Consider the following 19,534-nt stretch of genomic DNA (forward strand, 5'->3'; position numbering starts at 1 on the left):
AAATTGAAAAATAATACGTTCCGAATGAGTATCAACTGAGTGCTTGTTTTAAGGCTGCAGCATAATTCTGTAAGTCAGCGGCAGTCTTGGTTTCTGTGGCACAGACCAATAATGTGTTACCCAATTCAGGATAATATCCTTGTAAATCGAGTCCGCCGAGTATGCCTTTTTGTTTTAATTGAGATAATATTTTTGCGACCGGTACGGGCAAGGTTAGTGCGGCTTCGTGGAATATTGGTCCGGTGAATGTTCTTTTTACACCATTTATTTTTTCCAATTGCTCAACCAGTTCCAATGTGTTGGCATGCGATTGTGCCGCAATCCGGCGCAGGCCTTCCGGTCCTACCAAGGACATGTAAATAGTGGCGGCGGTTACCATTAATCCTTGATTGGTACAAATATTGGAGGTAGCTTTGGAACGGCGGATATGTTGTTCGCGTGCCTGTAATGTCAGCACAAAGCCTTCTTTGTTATCCAGATCGGTAGTGCGGCCGATGATACGTCCGGGCATTTGGCGGACTAACTCATTTTTACAGGCCATAAAGCCAAAGTAGGGGCCACCGCTGGAAAGCGGAATGCCCAATGGTTGACCTTCACCGACAGCAATATCGGCACCTTTGCTACCCCATTCGCCCGGTGGAGTCAGTAAGGCGAGTGCGGTTGGATTGACGACACCGATGGCAAGAGCATTTTTGCTGTGCGCCCAGTCGGTCAATGCGTCTACTTGTTCCAACACACCAAAGAAGTTGGGTTGTGGAATGACCAATGCGGCGAATTCCTCGTGTACTGAATTTGCGAGGGATTCCGGTAGAATTTGCCCACAATCGGTGCAAAATGGCAATTCGACCACTTCAATTTTTTGATTGCTGACAATCGCACGAACGACTTGTCGGTAGATTGGATGCACGGTTTGCGGAATCAAGATGCGCCGCGATGTCTTGTGCGAACGAACAGCCATCAGCGCAGCTTCTGCCAACGCAGTCGCGCCGTCATACATGCTGGCATTTGACACATCCATACCGGTCAGCGAAGCCATCATGGTTTGGTATTCATACAATAGCTGCAAGGTTCCTTGGCTGGCCTCCGCTTGATACGGTGTATAAGAAGAATAAAATTCACCGCGCGTAGTGATTTGCCATACTGCTGCAGGGATGTGATGTTCATAGGCGCCTGCGCCTATGAAATTTTGATAAAGCCCATCTTGTCCGGCACGCTCCATCATCAGTCGGGTTATTTCCATTTCGCTGAGTCCGGGCGGAACGCCCGTTAACTCGCCACTGATCAAATCTTTGGGAATCTCATCAAAAAGCTCTTCAATAGTCTTTGCGCCAATGCTGGCGAGCATTTCGGCGATATCTTCTTGGGTATGTGGAATAAACGGCATGATTTATTTTAAAAACTTAAAGTATTAAAGTAGATGGTTAAATCGAAGTCTTAACGCAAATATGATATATGATTTTAGTGATCTTCGTTTTCAACTAATTTGGTATAGGCTGCGGCATCGAGTAATCCATCTAATTCAGCAGCATTGCTCGGTTTTAATTTAAACAACCAAGAAGAATAAGCATCTTCATTAATTTTTCCTGGTTCATCGACTAATGGAGAGTTGACGGCGGTTACTACGCCAGAAATCGGAGAATACACATCAGCAGCTGCCTTGACAGATTCAGCGACAGCGCATTCTTCCTTTTGTTTAAGTGTGCGTCCAACTTCAGGGAGCTCGATAAATACCATATCACCGAGCAATTCCTGTGCATGATGGGTAATCCCAACAGTTACCGTGCCATCGGCCTCAGGTTTTACCCATTCATGGGATTTGCTATATTTTAAATTTGTTGGAACACTCATTTTTCACTCCAGATTAAATTAATATTTTGTTGCAGCTTTGAATTAAACCAATGTTTTTCCGTTACGCACGAACGGATATTTTACCACTTTGGCGCGTAATTTCTTATCGCGCACCAGCACATCGACCTCATCGCCGACGGCTATCTGTACCGATAAGCGTGCCAAGGCAATAGATTGGTTCATGGTCGGTGAAAATCCGCCACTGGTTATTTCACCTTGATATTCTACGCCATTCTGCTGGCTGACGACTTGCTGATGGCTGCGCAGCACACCGCGATCGATCAACACCAAACCTATGAGCTGTTGCGTCACAGATGCATCTAATAATGCCTGTTTGCCAATGAAATCTCGTTCACTTTTCAAGTCGACCGTCCAAGCCAGACCGGATTCCAGTGGATTCTTGGTTTCATCCATGTCCTGGCCGTACAAATTCATACCTGCTTCCAGGCGTAACGTGTCACGGGCGCCTAATCCGGCAGGCGCAACGCCAGCTGTATGTAATGCTTGCCAGAATGCTGGTGCATCGGCGGCAGGGAGGATGATTTCAAAACCATCTTCGCCAGTATAGCCCGTGCGTGCAATGAAATATTGATTCACTACAGTGGATTGAAACAACTTTAATTCTTCTGTTGTAGATTGAGAACCCGGAATGACCTGCCAAACCTTGGCACGAGCATTGGGGCCTTGTATGGCAATCATGGCAAGATCACGTCGCGGGGTAATTTCCAGATGGGGCGCGAACGCATCACGCTGTTTCAACATCCAGGCCACATCTTTGTCGGCCGTGCCAGCATTCACGACGATGCGAAACCAAGTTTCAGACAGAAAGTAGATAATCAGGTCATCAATGATGCCGCCCTGTGGAGTCAGCATGCAGGAGTACAGTGCTTTGCCGGGAAGTGTCAATTTATCAACGTTGTTGGCAACCAAACGACGCAAAAAGTCGCGTACATTGTCACCTTTGATATCGACCGGAAGCATGTGAGATACATCAAACATGCCGGCATCTTGGCGTACTTTATGGTGTTCGTCCAACTGCGAACCGTAATGCAGTGGCATATCCCAGCCACCGAAATCCACCATTTTGGCATTCATGTCACGGTGGGTTTGATTAAGGGGTGTCATTTTCAGCACGGATTATTCTCCCGAAAATAAAAAAAAGCCATTTTATTTCAAATGACTTCACGCCCCTCTGTCCTTTTTACCTGAGAGATTTACAGATTAGCATCTGTGTGCCCCTTCGGTGGCCAAAAAAATTTCTCGGCACTCTCCAGATTGCCTGTCACAAGCGGTTCTTAGGGAACAAGTTTGGCTTGACCGTGCCTGAGCGATTCCGGGGGGGTTACGCCTTCGGCGGCGCTTAAACATTCAGCGCACTCTCCTGCTTGGACTTATATGGCAGAGTGCGAACTATACCTTAGTAACAGCGATTTATACAAGTTATTCAGCTAAATTTTCTGGCTGGCTGCAAGTTGTTTGAAGCTCTAATGCTCCGGCTGTCTGTGGTTATTCGAAAAAATGAGATAATTACTTTAGCAGGCCGTTGAAAAACTATCTGCGTTGCCGCTACGGTGTTAAAAACAAGCTCAGAATGCTCATTTATTACGCGTAAACTGCGCTTTCTCGCCTGTTTTTGCCTTGTATCGGCTGCCTCGAAAACGTTTTTCAACGGCCTGTTAGTCTGCTGAAGTCGTTTTTGTCACAAAACAGGCAGTCAAAATGCGACTTGCATACGTGAAAATAAAACTCTCTCCTCTGGTCGATCAGTTCCGCCATTGGCGCCGTTGGTGAAATGAGTTTGATTGTAATCTAATTGGAATTTAACATTGCGATTAAGATACCAGTTAATGCCTATACCGAAATCCTGTGCTTTTTTAACAGATTGATCCGGATTAAGTAAACCATGCGCAAATGCATTAGAATCTAAATTTAGCTCCGAGTAACGTGTTACTAGCTGCACAGCACCCAAGGCACTAATGTTCTCAAGTGTCAGTGGATTATTTGGCCTTATCCTACGAAAAGAAGCATCGCCATTGAATAGCACCCATGATAACTGAACTTGTGCAGCATCATTGGTGACTTTATCCGTTGCCGTCCCGATCTTAATATTCTGTTGGGAAACGGTATATTCGCCGAGTATGCCAAACGGGCCATAATGATAGTAAAGCTGTGGGCCGATTCTCTCACGACTGCCATCTGCAAAAGCGCCTGATACATAAGAAGCAATCAGCTGCTGACCGGGAGAAATAAAGGCTGGCAAATTATGACCACCCGGTTGCGCACTGCCTTGCTGGGTTCCATAACTATAAGCAACTCCCAACCCGAGACCTTGCAAAAATTCAGCATTGCTATGCTTGAGGGGATGGGAAAATATGCGTGCTACAAAATCGATACCGCTGTGGTTGGCATAAATGACATTGCCGCGTAATCCAGAGCTATTGTCGATAGCGCCACTAAATAACCCAATTTGGTATTCAGTCGTATCCCCAAGAAGATTCCCAAAAATTTGTGCACCAACTTCACGATTGGGTGCCAAGTTCGTAGGAAAAGCACGTTCATTGAAGGCTAATGCAGTAGCTGATTGCAAGCGCTCCAAGCCGAATGGAGGTTTAAACTTACCCACACGGACGTTAAACGGCTTGGTGAAATTACCCTCCAAATATACGTCCAGAATTCCTGGGGTCGACGTAAAGTTTGACATGATGTAAAGACTATAAGTCTTATTGAATTCAACCTCGAGTGATGGTTGTATTCGCCTAAGCAAGAAGTTATCTTTGCCAAATTCGGCTGAATCTTCAAAATATGTGCGAGTATCAGCTTGTATAAAACCACTCAGCCGTATTTCACTTTCGCCTTTATTCCACCTGAGCCCTGAGCCTGCATTTCCATAGAAAAAACCGGATTTTCTTTTTTGTCTTTTTTTGTCTTTGGAAGATTTTTTTATAGTGGACTTTTGTGATCTGTCAGGAATATCTTCTTGTGCATAAGCCGCAGTATTGATAAAAAAGCTGCAAATCGTTGCACATAGTACAATCTTTAACCAGAATACTTTCATTTGAATACACGATAGGAGCACGGCTTGGTTTGGCTTTTTGTTACTACCCAATTGCAGATTTGGCTTTAGTTAAGCCAACTTGATGTGTTGCGGAAAATAAATGACATTCGATCATCCCTCAGAAAATAGAAAATCAAATGTCTTTTCTCCCATGCCACCGCGTTTCATGCTAATGGAAAATGAATGCGGTGAATCTGGTAGCAGGTGAAAAGCATAGGTTGTCGACAAACCTTTTGCTCGGGCTTGGTAAGTCATTTCTTCGACCCAATGCCGGCCGCGTTCGATCCGGGTTTTGCCTTGTAATTTGTCAATTTTTGCTGATTTGTTGAGCTCCGCGTCGCGCTGATTATCTTTTTCTCCTACTAATACACAGGCAGGAATATGCAAGAATTGAGCGGGATTAAACTGCACTTGCGGTAGGCTTTGCGATTGTTGTATTCCAATCGGGAATGCCAGTGCTGGATTAGGAAGGGTATACCAGCCTGGCGCTCCTAATACAATTTTTGCCACATGGTTTGGATAAGCGAGCATATAGCGATGTACAAACTGTGCGCCGCCAGAATAACCAAACAAGTAGAGTTTTTTTGCATTGGCTCCTGTAAGCTGCGCGACTTCAGATACAATTTCATTTAGCACTTTATCAGCGCGCTTGCCCTTGCGTCCCAATCGCTGATAATCAGGAAAGCGATCGCTGGGAAAATAGGGGGCAATCAGTACAACGCCAAATTCTTCAGCATAATCAGCAAATTTCTTAGCATGTTCGGAAACATTGCGGGAGATTCCATGAACTGTAATAAAAATTTTTGCATTGTTTCCGCCACTGCGAGGAATATACAAATAGTACTTTTGATGTAAATCGACTCGCAAAGTACGCTGCAATACCGTACCTCGTTCTAGTGGCTTGGAACGGGGTGTAATATCCATTGCGCTTACGGGAATCGCTTGGAATATCATGAGTGCCAAGATCCAAATAATCAACTGCAAATTGCTATCGATTTATTGGTGCCAAAGAATCGCGCAGTTGGCCCATTTCCAGCCAACAGCTCAGCAGGTGGACCGACTTCCAACAAGCGTCCTGCTTCAAGATACCACACCACATCGGCAGCCATAATATGGTTTAATTGGTGCGTTACCATTAATACCGTGCCATGATGTTCTGTGAGTATGCGATCAATGACTTTACTGGCTTGTTTGTCAAGATTGGCATCGGCTTCATCGAGCAGCAGTAATGCCGGATTACCCAGCAAAGCACGTGCCAAAGCAATACGTTGGCGTTGGCCTACCGACAGACTCAAACCGCCTTCCGTCACGCGGGTTTTTTCTCCTTCTGGAAATTGCGCTAACAATTCGTTTATACCGCATAATTTACGTACTCTGGCGACTTCTTTATTGGGTGCCTTGCGCCAGCGATAACGCAAATTCCTTTCGATTGTGCCACGCAATAATGGTAGATCAGGCCCTGCCATCCCAATGGCATGACGCACTGAATCCAGGCTGTGTTCCGCTAAGTTTTGTCCATCCAGTAGTATTCTTCCTTCCTGAGGATCAATCAGTCGTGCAGCTAATAGCAAGAGTGTTGATTTGCCGGCACCATTGGGTCCCACGATGGCTACCACGGTGCCTGGGTCAACGACACCACTTAATTGATTTAACCCTCCTGTTACGCTGACAGAATCAAACTCCAATCGACCTGGGCCTACAATCAGATCAGGAGCATTTGAATTTTGTGCGACCAATGAAGGGCTATCTAAAAATTCCTTAATCCTTTCCCGTGCAATACAAGCGCCATGCCAGTATTCTTGCACACGCCCTAAATCTCGCAAAGGCGGCAATAAGATACCGACAATACTAATGGCCGCAATCACCGCGCCTACGCTAGCGGTTCCAGCAGTTACAGCAAATACACCTGCCAGTAAGGTTGTTGCCGATATCATGGCAACAGAGAACTCAGTAATGCCGAGAATTTGTCCGGCAACCTGCGCACGTGCAACCATTGAATCATGTAAATACTTACCTTGACGCACGATATGTTCACGCTCACGGTCAACTTGACCAAAAACTTGTACGACCGCGATGCTGGTTACTTTTTCATTGACATTCGCTGCCAAATTAGATAATCGGCGCCGTGATTCTATTGCAGCAGCGCGCATGCGCTTACCAAATAAATAGGTTAACCATGTACCTAACACTAACGATACGGTAACAGTTAGTGTAAGTTGCCAATTAATAATACTCAATATTAGTAATGCCGCGATAGTTGAAACTCCCGCGACTGTGACACGTGCTAGCCCCATGCTGATCCAACGGCGCAGTGACGTCATGTCGCCGACAAATCGCAGTGATACACCGCCTCGACTACGTTTTTGTAGTGTTCGAGGAGTTAGGAAACTGAGGCAGTCGTATAAGAGAATGCGTACCTCAGAGGCATAATGCTGACCCATACGCTCAGCGTCAATGCGTTCCACCATGCGCAGCCAGCTAATGCAGCCAGCTGTCACTACAAATCCAATGATGAGCCATACCACATACATGCTGAATATTGGATGATCCGAAGTTAGAAAATCATCAAAAATTCCTTTTACTAGCCAAGCAGTGCCAATTGCCAATGCGGCTTGAGCTAACCCATTGACGACCAGGCGTACGAACAAAATTCGGCGATGACCATGAAGGATCGACGGAATAGTCATGTTGTCTTTATCAATAGCATTGAATATTCAAAGGAATGATTAATGTATTAAGCTCTATTTGCCAATTGAGCTTGTGCAGATATCATTTTCTGTAAGGGGATTTGCAATATATCCACTATCGCTGGGGAACTGAGAGTAGCCTTATCTAAAACGGGTAACCCAGTAGCGTTTGCGGTTTCAGCCGCCGCCAAAGGAGAAGCCGTCAATCGGCCGCTGATTGCAGTTATTGGTAGCTTCTTGCGTTCTAATAGTTCTGCGCCTGCTACTGCACCCATTGCATCACCAGCAGCAAAGATAATGCTGTCGACAGTTTTTGCAAATATTTTGGAGTTAAGCAAAGCGGCTGTTTCACGTTGAAATAAGCCATCAGCTACCTCAATAACGATTACATCCACTCTGGCTACATTCAAATGCGCTACAAGCGTCTCGATAATCGCATCAACTTGCTCAGGTGCAATCAAGTAAGTCGATGGAAAGCCTGCATGGGTAAAATCTAAAGTTAATTTTGATCCGGCATCTGTCATCAACCAAGTATCCCGACCTGACCCGGTTCCAGTTACCTTAGCAGCGCCCACAGCATATCCTGCATTGGTCAAGCCACGAATCAGTGTTGCTGCAGTGGTTGTTTTGCCGGCATTCATTGATGTGCCAACGACTCCAACAGTATACGGGTGGGAATGCAAACTAGCCAATTTAGATAGTGCAGTGTCTTTTAAATTGATACGCCGATTATTGCTATCCGCTAGCAAACCAATGGGTTGAATAGTGGTTGGCGCTTTGATACTGGCATGGCGGTGATTCATGAGCGATGCAATACCCCCCGATGCCACTAGATCACAAGCTCCCAAATCCCTAGGTACTTGCGCTTCAAACTGATCAGGAGCATAGCGATTACCATAGCACACGATTATTTCATCACCAACAAACAAAGCAGAGCGTCGGCCGTGTGCCAGTTCTAGCCCGCTGTGCTGACCTATCTTTGTTATCTTGGCCAATACCATGTCTCCGGGATTAGGAATAACATCGTCTCCTTCCAACAAAGCTCTCACCGATTCCAGTCTTAAATTGCGTGACGTATAAGCTACTTTCGCTTTAATAAGACGTTCTTGGCTAATAAGCGATTTGTTCATTTTGCTCCCTTTAGTAATAAATCCTAGACGATAGGATATTAATTGATCGATCTATATGATTATTTTTCTTTTCCATGTGGCGTTGATCCAGTTAAAACTAGAAAAGGTTCAAATTCTTAATAATTTCTATTTGTACTACTGCAACAAATCGTTACAAGCTCAGACTTTATATACTTGCTTAGTAAGTTAGATGAGGTAGACTGAAAAAGATGGAATCCGGCGTTTCTGTAAAATGCTGGAAATGGAATTGCAACCGACCTCAGCAGAAGATCTTGCGGTTACTACAGCTCAATTAATTTGAAAAACGTAATCTGATGGCTTGGTTGCGAGGAAATCCGCCTAACCTTAATCGCTCACAGGATATTCAGAGGATTCTATTGAGGAAATTAGCGGGATAGTGGTGAAAAGCTATGCGCTTTGAACAGCGTGAACGTTCACTCTTTAAGCCTATTGAAAGGCGACCAGGGATAATCTTTCAAATGTTCCTGCAATTCTTCTTCACGATAGCGATTCACTCGTGCAATAGCCAGAATTGTTACCATAAGAATTGGCAGCGTAAAAATAAAAATGCCGGTTAGTGCGATCAGATTCTCACCAATCCAGAGTGCTACCACCCAGTTGAAGATAAGTACCGACAGATAGAGCATCGGCCCCAGCAGCGAGCGGAACGGTAGCGCAAATATTCCGTACGGCGTCTTTTCTTCGCGTCTGCGGTCTATCTGCTGGAACACGGCTACCAGCGCAAAACTGGTTAACAACCAACCAACGTAGTTTGAGATCGGTACACCAAAATGTAATCCTGGCTCGTGATAGCCATATATCTGCCCGAGAAACCAGCGATTGCCCTGCAGTGCTACTGGATCGATGATGATGTCTAGAAAGGTCTGTAAAAAGGCTCCTAGTACCAGAGCAGCCCATGAATACCGGATGGCACGGGTTTCCAATGTAATTAGATCAAGACTGCGTGTTGCTAGGGGGGATAGGATGAATAACGCCGTGGTGTAACTGCAGTAAGTTAGGAAGACATAAGAGAGTGAATCGAAGAAAGGCACTCCCCAGATCCACAGTTCTCGGTGGCTTGTGCTGTCTAGGTAGTAATACCAGCCATAGGGAAAGCCGGTGGAAATGGAGAGTTTCTCCGATATGAAAGCGATCAGGTATGCGGCGACGGTGAAAATAAGGGTCTTGCGCCAGCCGACATGCGGCACACAGATTAGTAGAAATGCCGCAAAAAAAGTGAATACATAGGGACGCATCACAATGGTGTCGAAAGCGATATCAAGCATGAATAAGTCTTCTGCGTCGAGTGGTTTCAGGTGAATTCATATTAGGCTCATGAGCATCCTGATGCCTAGGCCGTATAACAGCACCACAAAAATTGTTCTTAAAATGGCGGTCTTGGTGGAATGCGTAAGCTTTGCACCCAGCGGCGCTGTTAGCATACTGGCTAGTACCAGCCAGACCAATGCCGGCAAATATACATAACCCAGACTATGTTCCGGTAGTGTCTCGGATTGTAGATAGCCGTTAGCGATATAGCCCACCGTGCCAGCCAGTGCAATGGGGAAACCGATGGCTGCCGCGGTGCCGATGGCATGCTGAAGCTTCACATTGCACAGTGTTAAAAACGGCACCGACAATAATCCGCCGCCAATGGCAACCAAGCTGGAAAGTGTACCGATGATGCTACCGACAAGAAACATACCGATTTTTCCTGGCAGCTGAAAAATAGGGCTGGGGCGGAATTGTAGCAACATTTGCGTGGCGGCATAAAAAATAAAAATGACAAAAATGATGCTTAATAACTGACCTGTCATCGAACTTGCCAAAGCGGCGCCACCGAAAGTACCCACAAAAATCCCGAGCGTGATATTTTTAACAATCTGCCAATCTACGGCATGGTGTCGATGATGCGTGCGCAAGCTAGCGGCTGAAGTGAATATGATGGTGGCCATCGTGGTGCCCAATGCCAAGTGGATGACGCGGTCGGCCGGGAAACCTTGCGCTGTGAATATAGAAATCAACACGGGCACGATGATGAGCCCGCCGCCAATGCCCAGTAAGCCAGCAAAAAAACCTACAAATGCACCCGTAAGCAGATAAATCAGCCACCATTCCATTTAATTGGACCTTATAAGATTGAAGGGAAAACAAAAATACCTAGTTTTGCATTACAGAATAGCCATTATGAATTGCCATTCTGCCGGATCAACCGGGGTGATTGATAAACGATTGCCTGTCTGTAACACCCGCATTTTTTGCAGCTCCGGGTATTGCCTGAGTTCCCTGATTGCAATGAGGCGGGTTTTTTGCACCAGAGTGATTTCAACATTGAACCAGCGTGGATTGTTGAGCGTCGCTTTAGGGTCAAAATACTTATTGTTGGGATTGAATTGCGTAGCATCCGGATAAGCGGGTTTGCTGACCGTTGCGATGCCCATAATGCCGGGATCCTTACAACACGAGTGATAGAAAAAAACCTGATCGCCAATGGTCATTTGATTGCGCATAAAATTGCGCGATTGATAATTGCGCACACCTTCCCACGCAATCGCTTGATTGGGTAGTGCTGCAAAATCATCGATGCTGAATTCATAGGGTTCCGATTTCATGAGCCAGTAACGCATATTAGTTCCATCTTATTCCTAATGGGTTTCCCCTGAAGAAAACCTCGACGATTGCTAATTTGAGGGGCAGATTTTCCTGCTGCATGTAGAAAACAATTTTCTCTGATTGGAGCGAGCGGGCTGAACGCGTTATCGTTATATCCATCCTTCGTGCATCATGACGCTGCCGATCAAGTGGGATTCCGCTTCGGAACTTTGCGCAATCTCGACGGTGAGCCACTCACGGCTTACTTGGCTACTTTCCAACCGGAATAGTTGCAAACTCAATTCATCACTCGTGGCATCATGCCCCAGCGTCCTATTGTAAATAGTTTGTACATAATCCACATTAGACAGGCCATCCAGATCGGCACGCTGTTGAAACCAGTCCAAAATCGCATCATAACTTACCTTATCCGCTAATGCATTTAGTCCAGCGTGCCATTCGTCCAGGTTGGCGTCACGATCAAAAAAACCATGTACTAAACGAGCTAAAACAGCTTCTATCTGATCATGCGCGATTACCACGGTTTCATGGTTGTCGAATGCAATCATTTCGGCGTTTTTCAGGCTGAATATGGCGCCGTCGCTGAGTTGCGTCAGTTCCAGGCGATCGCCGGAAAACTCCAGGTGCACATCGTCGCGGCCACCTGGCATCTGTAAAATATCCAGGCCTGCGCCGCCATCTGCATTCAGAGCCAATCCCAATGGCAAATAGCCCCGATCGTTTTCAGCGCCACCGGTAAAATAGCGCGTGGCGTCGATGCGGATAATTGTTGGGTCGGTATCCCAGCCGGATAGCAGCTCACTGCTGGTTTTGTCCTGCAAGCTCAGTTTGACTGTTTCCGGCAAGCTGCGGAAGATCGCTAAAACATCCGCCGCTGTTGCGCCTGCCAAGTTTTGCACTGCATCTCCTTCCGCAGCCGTCAAGTCGCGCCCCAGCCAGGTTCTGACCAGATGATGCGCAACCGCTTCAGCTTCAGAATAGGCAATTGCCAAACTCGAGCCGCTGGCAAACTGGACTAATTCGACATCGGTCAGGATATCGGTTTCGCCATTCGCCTGCTGCGTCAGCGAGACTGTGTTGCCATGCACATCAACCCGGTAATCGGATAACTGTCCCGCTTGAACGGCACTATCGAAACCAAAGCCGCCATTGAGCTGATCATTCCCACTACCGCTGCTCAAGACATCGTTACCGGCGCCACCATAAACAATATCGTTGCCCGCATCGCCGGAGACTCGATCGTTGCCACCCAAACTACCGACAGTGTCATTGCCGCTGCCACCGAACAAGGTATCATCATCAGCGCCGAGCACGATGAATTGATTCTGATCGTCGCCTGCGACGAAATTCTGTCCGCTGCCGCCGGCAATCTGGGCAGCGCCGACAACCAGTGCGAAGGGGACATTATCCATTTGAATAACAGTGCCAGTAGGCAGTTGACGGGCATCAATCACCAGCATGTCGTTGGTTGCGCTCGCAACTGCCGGGCTGCTGATAATAATCGGCAACGCTGGTGGATGGCTATCTGAAACATTCGGTGTAACGGTTTGAATGTTGATCGGATTACTGTTCGGCAGTTGTGCCAAAAACGCTCTTGCTGCCGTAGTCAAGCCATTGGCGGTGTCACTGCTCAAACCGCCGATTTGTGTCAGCACGGCAATCACGCTTGTTTCGGCCTGTGTCGGACTGGCAGCCTGCGGCCGTTCCGCGGCCGTCAGTCCGGTACCGGTTGGCAGGCTGACTGTCAGCAAGGAATTGCCTTTTGCGTCTTTGGCTACCGGAATATCCGCACGATCGCGGAACAACGAAGCAGGATCATCCTGCCGGGAAGATTGAATAGTCGAAACGACGATGACGACAGTACCGTCCGGTTGCGTGGTCATCGTAGCGGCTGCGCCGTCGATGATTACGTTAGTGTGGCTACCACCGCCGCCTGGAGTAGCGGGGTTCGATACGGTAATGCCGTTGCCGCTGGTGTCAGCGATCGTAACGGCAGCGTCGGCACCTCTTGCCCAATCTTCAGCAGCGGCCAGGTTGTAAGCTGTCGCATCGCTGGAAGCCGTACCGGCCTTGTTCAGCAGATGATTGACCGCAGTTTTGTCGGTAGCATTCAGCGTGATGGTAAATGCCGTGCCGGAAGTAATCTCGACATCCGGCGACGTCAGTGTATAGGTTGCGCCGCCCTGCCCGGTGAGTGTCAGTTTGGAGGTATCGATATCGTTGGCAGCGCCGCTGGCTTGCAGAAAACCGGTTCCAGTGACCACCAATGCGCCGTTGCTGGCGTCGTACGTGGCCGATGTGATGGCCGGTGCTACAACATTCGAAACCGTGATGCCATTACCGGTGGTATCGGCGATGACGACGGCGCTGTCCGCACCGGCCGCCCAGTCTTCCGCCGCGGTCAGGTTATACGTAGTGCCGCTCGTTGCGGATGTGCCATTTTTGTTGACGATCTGGTTGACGGCGTCTTTGTCGGCAGTACTCAGCGTGATGGTAAATGCCGTGCCGGAAGCAATCTCGACATTGGCGGAATCGGTGAGTGTGTAGGTACCGCCGCCTTCGCCGGTGAAGGTGAACTTGGGGGCAACGATATCGTTGGCAGCACCGCTGGCTTGCAGAAAACCGGTTCCAGTGACCACCAATGCACCGCTGCTGGCGTCGTACATGGCTGATGTGATCGTGGGCACAGCCACATTGCTGACGGTGATTGCGTTACCAGTTATATCGGCAATATTGGCGTTGGCGATGTTCGTATTCCAGTCATCCGCCGCAGCCAAATTGTAGGTGGTGCCATCGGTTGAGGATGCACCGTTTTTATTGACGATCTGGTTGATGGCAGCTTTGTCGGTAGCGCTCAGCGTGATGGTAAATGCCGTACCGGAAGTAATCTCGACATTGCTGGTGTCGGTCAGCGTATAGGTCGAGCCGCCTTCACCGGTGAAGGTCAATCGCGAAGCATTGATATCGTTGGCCGCACCGCTGGCTTTGACCAGATGCGAGCCGGTCACGGTGAGCGTGCCGGTGCTGACGTTGTACACGGCGGAAGCAATCGTGGGCGTTTGCACGTTACTGACGGTAACGTCGTTGCCGGTAAGGTCGGAGTTGCCGCTTACTGCCGGATCCCAGCCAATTGCCGCAGCGATATTGTAAGTGTCGCCACTGACCGATAACGTGCCATTATTATTCAACAAGCCTGCGATATTGATCTGATCGATGGCATTCAGTGCAACGGTGAATTGCGTGGCGGAAGTGAGTTCGACATTCGGCGACGTGAGTGTATAGGTTGCGCCACTTTGCCCGGTTAGCGTCAGTTTGGAAACATCGATATCGTTAGCTGCACCGGCAGTGTCTACCATATTGACGCCGGTGACGACCAGTGCATTGGCACTGGCGTCATACGTAGCCGAGGTGATCAGCGACGGGACGGGGGAAATATCGATATTGTCGATGGACAGTTGTGTCGAAAAGCCGGATGTCAGGCGGATTTCGTCGATATTGTTGAAGGCTGAACTGAAACTCAACTGGCCGCTATAAACAGGACCAGAACCGCTAAGCTTGGTATAGGTGATATTGTCGACGGAATGGCTGTAACTTAGATCGAGACCTACACCGGAGACAACCAGGGTGCCGTCGCGGTAACCGGAAATCGTCACCGTTGCCGTGTTGCCATTCATACCATTGTCGAGATTGAATGAATTCAACTGGAAATCGGAACCGTCCGAAGATTTGAAATAAAAATTGTCAGCGAAGTGAGTACCGTCGTAATTGAGCAGAATCGACCGTCCGCCGGATTGATTCAGCGGTACGGACCAATGGATGACGTCGGCGTTGGCGATATTGATGCTATTACTGGAGCCGAATGTCCATCCGCTGTAGGTGGCTGCAAGTACGCTGACATTATCGATGAATGCTCCGGTATCGAAAGTGGTAGTCGTCATGGTGTGTAAGAAATCTCAGAGGTGTTTACAGATAAGTTGATTGAAATAAGTGTTGAGTATTTCATAGAGAGTAGCATTATTCAAACTCTTATGCGGTTTCACGGTATTGTAGAAGTTAATTGTTTCTCTTAAGAAAAAAGCGATTGCAGCTCAATCTGAGGTATGCTGATTTTCATGGAGTCCCAGGTTTTATAGAATGGATGGATGAAATGGAGGAGGAACAGAGTGCTTCGTACCGAATAAAGCTAAGGTGTATAAAAAGTATGTTATTTTCTAGACAAAGTCGCGCACAGTCATGTCGAGCTTCTATAATATGCAAGGTTTTTACTCATTCTAACTATTTTTAATCATGAATAATCACTTACTTTCTGATATTGCGGTTGATACTTGGGTGCAGGGCGGGCCGATTGCGTTAAATGATCTGATTGGTTCGGTGGTATTGGTCGAGGTTTTTCAGGTGAATTGCCCAGGTTGTTTTATCTATTCATTACCCAAAGCCGTTGGTTTGTATGAAAGATACCAGCAGCAGGGATTGGTTGTGATTGGCTTGGCGACTGCGTTTGAAGATTATGACAAAAATACGCTCGAGAATTTGCAAAAATTAGTGACAACGGGCGAAGTGATTGGTGAAACGTTCAAGGCACTGAATCAACGTGGTTTATTATCGCAACGCAAATTGACATGGAAAATACCGTTTGCGGTCGGTATGGATCGTGTCGTGGCGGAAACTGAGCCAGTTACCGATGAACGAGTGCTGCGCTATGCGCGTGAGTTTCTTGCTGAATTCGATAAACTTGGCGATGAGCGAAAGAAATCTGCGCTGCAGCAAGTCAGGCATTATTTGGAGCAAAAATCCATGAAAGCTGAAACGTTCGAACGTTTTGCATTGCAGGGAACACCTTCTTGTATTTTGTTTGATCGCAAGGGGCAATTAAAAGATGTTTCATTTGGCCAAGTAGATTATAAACAGGCAATGGTTGAACATTTTCTGGCAGAAAAATAGTTTAATCTGCGCACCAGAATCAAATTTACATCATCGAACGAAGCTTATGCAGTCAGCCAATGCACATAATGCGCTTATGGCCAAGTACCTGATCATAAGCATATTATGTGCATTTTGAAAAAGATGCGGTTTGATTCGATTCGATGAATTATGGGTTGGCATGAACGGTAGTCAATGTTTTTTCAAGCCAGTTTTCAAAAGCCTGGTGATTAGTTAAATCATAGTGCCAACACTGAAATCCTAATTTTTCCCCGGATTCGATATTTTGTAGCTGATCATCAATATAAATCGTTAATGCCGGATCGAGCTGATACCTATCGATAGCGTATTGGTAGATGGCCAATTCCGGTTTCAGAATACCAACTTCGAATGACAGTACTTTATGTTTAAAATACGAAAATTCCGGATAGGCTGCGAATATCCAAGGACAGTGGATCGCATTGATATTTGAAATCAAAATCAACGTATGGTTATTGCCGGTAAGCTGACGAACACAGCGCCACATTGGTTCATTAATAGTAAAAATTTGTTGCCAGGCGTGATAAAACTGTTCCGCTGTCGCATCACTTTGAAGAATCTGCAGTGCCCAGTTCGCATAGCTTGCCGCATCGACTGATCCGGCTTCTAGTGCGTCCTTTTGTTCAAGCACTTGTCGGATAAGCGGTTGATGGTTATTTATTCTGGCAGGTATCAGCGTTGCCAATGATGATTTAAAATCGAAATCGAGTAAAACACGGCCAATGTCAAACAAAAATGTTCTAGGAAAAGCAGATAAGATTGTTTGGTTGCTTGATGGCATGGTGTGATTGTAAAAAATAGCAAGCCAAAAATTAAAAGGACAAGAGATGCTAATTTAACGTCTCTTGTCCCGTAAAAGCTCCCCGCCTATGCCGTCAGACTATCATCTTGAACCATGGGTCCAAGGCGGCTGTTTCACGGACACATTGGGCACATCCAAAAAGGTGCGCACACCAGTATCACTAAAGTCCACAGCCATTTTCTAACAATTGGTTCAAAGAATATAAGCCTTAAACGAACACCGCAGGGATTAACCTTATTACCAAAAACTCTAACTTTCTTTCTTGATCATTACTTCATCAACTTTCTTCTTCAACGATACAATTCTACGCTTAAATTCATCCATGTCAAAGCCGGTTCCATTACGCAGCATCAGCAGTTCGTGCGTAATACTTAACGCTGCAACAATGGCAACACGGTCAGAGTCAACAACCTTGCCTTCCGCTTTGATCTCCTGGATTTTTTTATCCAAATAAGCTGCAGCAAGTTGAATGTCTTCTCGCTCCTCATCAGGGCAGGTGACGTGAAAATCACGTCCCATAATATTGATATTCAGTGTTTTGCTATTCATTGTCTGGCATATTTAATAAAAGTGTTTCTAGTCGACCGACCGCTACGTGTATTTTTTCATTGAGTTCTTCATTCTGAGCGTGTGTGTCCGCGAGCTCTTTACGCAATTTATTATTTTCTATGCAAGTATCCTGATACAAACGTAACAGCAGAAAAATTTTATCTTCAAGAGATTTTAGTTCTGTTTCCATGGACAAACTAAACCATTACAGGTTAATTGGTGACCACATTCTATTTGTTCTATCCCTACCACAATACTCAGCGCGCTTTTACATGAGATTACAATTTGCGATGTGTGCCATCGCAATAAGGCGCATTACTGGTTTTTTTGCAGGTACACAACCAAGCTGTTTTGTTTTCAGCGACACTAAATTTTTTGGGTGTGAATTCTGTATTTTTATGAGAACCATCGCAAAAAGGCTGGGATTTACTTTGACCACAAGCGCACCAATAATAATCTTTTCCTGCTTCCAATTTAACTTCAATAGGTGAAAAAGTTTGTCCGGTGTTCGAAGATTCGCTCATTCTTATCTCCACGCCAAATTTAAAATTTTTGTCTATACGGTTTAATGACTTGCTCAAACCGTATTGTTGCATAATCAAGTATACCTAATTAATTGTATTTAAGAAATTTCTTATACAAATAGTCGTAAAGCACTCGGACTGCCGGCATGAATGTGATTCTTCTTCATTGCAGCTTGTATTTCAATCAATTGTTGCTTGCTTTTTTGAATACCGCTGTCGCTCAGAGGTACACGATTATCATCAACCATAATACCGCCCAGCGTATTGGAAAAAATTTTTGCCAGATGCGTCATTTGATCGAATACTCTTTCGCCATGGGCAACTCTTGGAACATCCAACAGGAAAGTGACACCATGCGTTGTCAACGATTTCATATTCTCGGGCAAGAACGGAGACGATTCATAATTGTTCAGGGTAAACAATATATTATTACTGTCATCACGATATTTGAATATGCCTTCCGATTCGAGTCTGAACCCGGAAGCTTCCGCTAACGCGCGAACCTTGGTTCCAACAAATGCGCCGTCATCTCTGCTAATGATATTAATACCGATCATGACATCCACTTCAGCACAGAATTTATCCAATATGACAGCTTTTTCATGCACACTGACAATATCAGGGCATTCGGCTATGGCATGTACTTGTGATGCAAAATCTTGTACCAAGTCCCGGAATTTGGATAAATTGACTTCACTGATGGAGCCGGATCGATCGGCAAGCTGAAGGCAACCCTTTAATTGTACGTAACCGTCACTATCGACATTGGTTTCGTTGGTGATTTCTTCCCAGGACTCATTTTTATGCCGTTGTCCCAGCCAACAAACAGGTTTTCCAAAATCAAATTTTCTTTGCAATAATTTAGCGATATACGTGTTGGCAATGACTGATTCTGATTTGACATTGACGATATAGTTGGTGTTGCTGTCATAATCCAGCAATGGTGAAGTTGTGGGTGTGCTGGTCGAAGTATTGATCGGTGGACTTTGTGCGATTGATGGCTTTTTAAATTCAGTGTGAGCAGCGGTTAAATCAGGCTGCGCAAATGTGTCGAACGACACGTCGGGAGTCGGAGTTTTATTGAACTTCGGTTCGATCCTTTGCGCAATATCCTCAGAATCCTGCGTATCTAAAAGTATGTCACTATGCTCATGGTCAAATGCTGCTTGTACTTTACGGCGATAACGTTGTTGTTGCAGCCAGTTGAAGATAACAACACCGACGATTACGATAATGCCGATGATGATCAGGCTTAACTGCAAGTCACTAATATTACTTAATATTTCCATGCTATCTCCTAAAAATACCTTGATATAAAGCACATCAATTAGATCATGCCAGCTTGATATGATCAATTACAAATCTAG

At 46.1% G+C, this 19,534-nt stretch carries 17 protein-coding genes, 1 other RNA gene and 1 riboswitch; of the genes, 1 reads left to right on the plus strand and 17 read right to left on the minus strand.

The window, feature by feature from the left end; genetic code table 11:
- Positions 1-31: 31 nt before the first annotated feature.
- The 11 genes from gcvPA to C8R34_RS03660 all read right to left on the minus strand — a co-directional run bounded on the left by gcvPA (position 32) and on the right by C8R34_RS03660 (position 15,271).
- Positions 32-1,384, minus strand: a complete 1,353-nt coding sequence (gene gcvPA, locus C8R34_RS03610) for an aminomethyl-transferring glycine dehydrogenase subunit GcvPA (RefSeq protein WP_110337936.1) — start codon at positions 1,382-1,384, stop codon at positions 32-34.
- A 74-nt stretch (positions 1,385-1,458) separates the two neighbouring features.
- Positions 1,459-1,848: a glycine cleavage system protein GcvH gene (gcvH, locus tag C8R34_RS03615; RefSeq protein ID WP_110337938.1), complete on the minus strand. Its 390-nt coding sequence runs from the start codon at positions 1,846-1,848 to the stop codon at positions 1,459-1,461.
- A 42-nt stretch (positions 1,849-1,890) separates the two neighbouring features.
- On the minus strand, positions 1,891-2,982 hold the full coding sequence (gene gcvT, locus C8R34_RS03620) for a glycine cleavage system aminomethyltransferase GcvT (RefSeq protein WP_110337940.1): 1,092 nt from the start codon (positions 2,980-2,982) through the stop codon (positions 1,891-1,893).
- Between the two features lie 48 nt (positions 2,983-3,030).
- A riboswitch (glycine riboswitch) is annotated at positions 3,031-3,132 on the minus strand.
- Positions 3,133-3,562: 430 nt separating this feature from the next.
- Positions 3,563-4,903 carry an OprO/OprP family phosphate-selective porin gene (locus C8R34_RS03625; protein WP_110337941.1) on the minus strand — a complete coding sequence of 447 codons (1,341 nt, stop codon included), beginning with the start codon at positions 4,901-4,903 and terminating at the stop codon, positions 3,563-3,565.
- A 111-nt stretch (positions 4,904-5,014) separates the two neighbouring features.
- The gene (locus tag C8R34_RS03630) at positions 5,015-5,827 is read right to left on the minus strand and encodes a hypothetical protein (RefSeq protein WP_258364339.1); all 813 of its coding nucleotides are present in this window, start codon (positions 5,825-5,827) and stop codon (positions 5,015-5,017) included.
- 50 nt (positions 5,828-5,877) lie between these two features.
- Positions 5,878-7,590: an ABC transporter ATP-binding protein gene (locus tag C8R34_RS03635; RefSeq protein WP_110337943.1), complete on the minus strand. Its 1,713-nt coding sequence runs from the start codon at positions 7,588-7,590 to the stop codon at positions 5,878-5,880.
- Between the two features lie 47 nt (positions 7,591-7,637).
- Positions 7,638-8,720, minus strand: coding sequence for a molybdopterin-guanine dinucleotide biosynthesis protein MobB (locus tag C8R34_RS03640; protein WP_110337945.1), 1,083 nt, complete (start codon positions 8,718-8,720; stop codon positions 7,638-7,640).
- Between the two features lie 434 nt (positions 8,721-9,154).
- Positions 9,155-10,006, minus strand: a complete 852-nt coding sequence (locus C8R34_RS03645; RefSeq protein WP_110337947.1) for a carotenoid biosynthesis protein — start codon at positions 10,004-10,006, stop codon at positions 9,155-9,157.
- Between the two features lie 36 nt (positions 10,007-10,042).
- On the minus strand, positions 10,043-10,840 hold the full coding sequence (locus C8R34_RS03650) for a sulfite exporter TauE/SafE family protein (RefSeq protein ID WP_110337949.1): 798 nt from the start codon (positions 10,838-10,840) through the stop codon (positions 10,043-10,045).
- Positions 10,841-10,891: 51 nt separating this feature from the next.
- On the minus strand, positions 10,892-11,347 hold the full coding sequence (locus tag C8R34_RS03655) for an EVE domain-containing protein (RefSeq protein WP_110337951.1): 456 nt from the start codon (positions 11,345-11,347) through the stop codon (positions 10,892-10,894).
- Positions 11,348-11,482: 135 nt separating this feature from the next.
- Positions 11,483-15,271, minus strand: a complete 3,789-nt coding sequence (locus tag C8R34_RS03660) for an S-layer family protein (protein WP_110337953.1) — start codon at positions 15,269-15,271, stop codon at positions 11,483-11,485.
- Between the two features lie 349 nt (positions 15,272-15,620).
- On the opposite strand from C8R34_RS03660, the gene C8R34_RS03670 reads away from it, so the two are divergent.
- Positions 15,621-16,274, plus strand: a complete 654-nt coding sequence (locus C8R34_RS03670; protein WP_110337955.1) for a TlpA family protein disulfide reductase — start codon at positions 15,621-15,623, stop codon at positions 16,272-16,274.
- Between the two features lie 148 nt (positions 16,275-16,422).
- Here C8R34_RS03670 and C8R34_RS03675 read toward each other — a convergent pair whose 3' ends face one another.
- The 6 genes from C8R34_RS03675 to C8R34_RS03700 all read right to left on the minus strand — a co-directional run bounded on the left by C8R34_RS03675 (position 16,423) and on the right by C8R34_RS03700 (position 19,456).
- On the minus strand, positions 16,423-17,073 hold the full coding sequence (locus C8R34_RS03675; RefSeq protein WP_110337957.1) for an HAD-IA family hydrolase: 651 nt from the start codon (positions 17,071-17,073) through the stop codon (positions 16,423-16,425).
- 75 nt (positions 17,074-17,148) lie between these two features.
- Positions 17,149-17,325, minus strand: a non-coding RNA gene (gene ssrS / locus C8R34_RS03680) — 6S RNA.
- 18 nt (positions 17,326-17,343) lie between these two features.
- A complete protein-coding gene (locus C8R34_RS03685) occupies positions 17,344-17,643 on the minus strand; it encodes a cell division protein ZapA (protein ID WP_110337959.1) in 300 nt (99 codons plus the stop codon).
- On the minus strand, positions 17,636-17,833 hold the full coding sequence (locus C8R34_RS03690) for a hypothetical protein (RefSeq protein WP_110337961.1): 198 nt from the start codon (positions 17,831-17,833) through the stop codon (positions 17,636-17,638). The genes C8R34_RS03685 and C8R34_RS03690 overlap by 8 nt, the downstream gene beginning before the upstream one ends.
- Positions 17,834-17,921: 88 nt before the next feature.
- Positions 17,922-18,239: a CDGSH iron-sulfur domain-containing protein gene (locus C8R34_RS03695; protein ID WP_258364340.1), complete on the minus strand. Its 318-nt coding sequence runs from the start codon at positions 18,237-18,239 to the stop codon at positions 17,922-17,924.
- Between the two features lie 38 nt (positions 18,240-18,277).
- On the minus strand, positions 18,278-19,456 hold the full coding sequence (locus tag C8R34_RS03700) for a cell division protein ZipA C-terminal FtsZ-binding domain-containing protein (protein ID WP_110337965.1): 1,179 nt from the start codon (positions 19,454-19,456) through the stop codon (positions 18,278-18,280).
- Between the last annotated feature and the right edge of the window lie 78 nt (positions 19,457-19,534).

Source organism: Nitrosomonas sp. Nm84 (assembly GCF_003201565.1).
GTDB lineage: Bacteria > Pseudomonadota > Gammaproteobacteria > Burkholderiales > Nitrosomonadaceae > Nitrosomonas.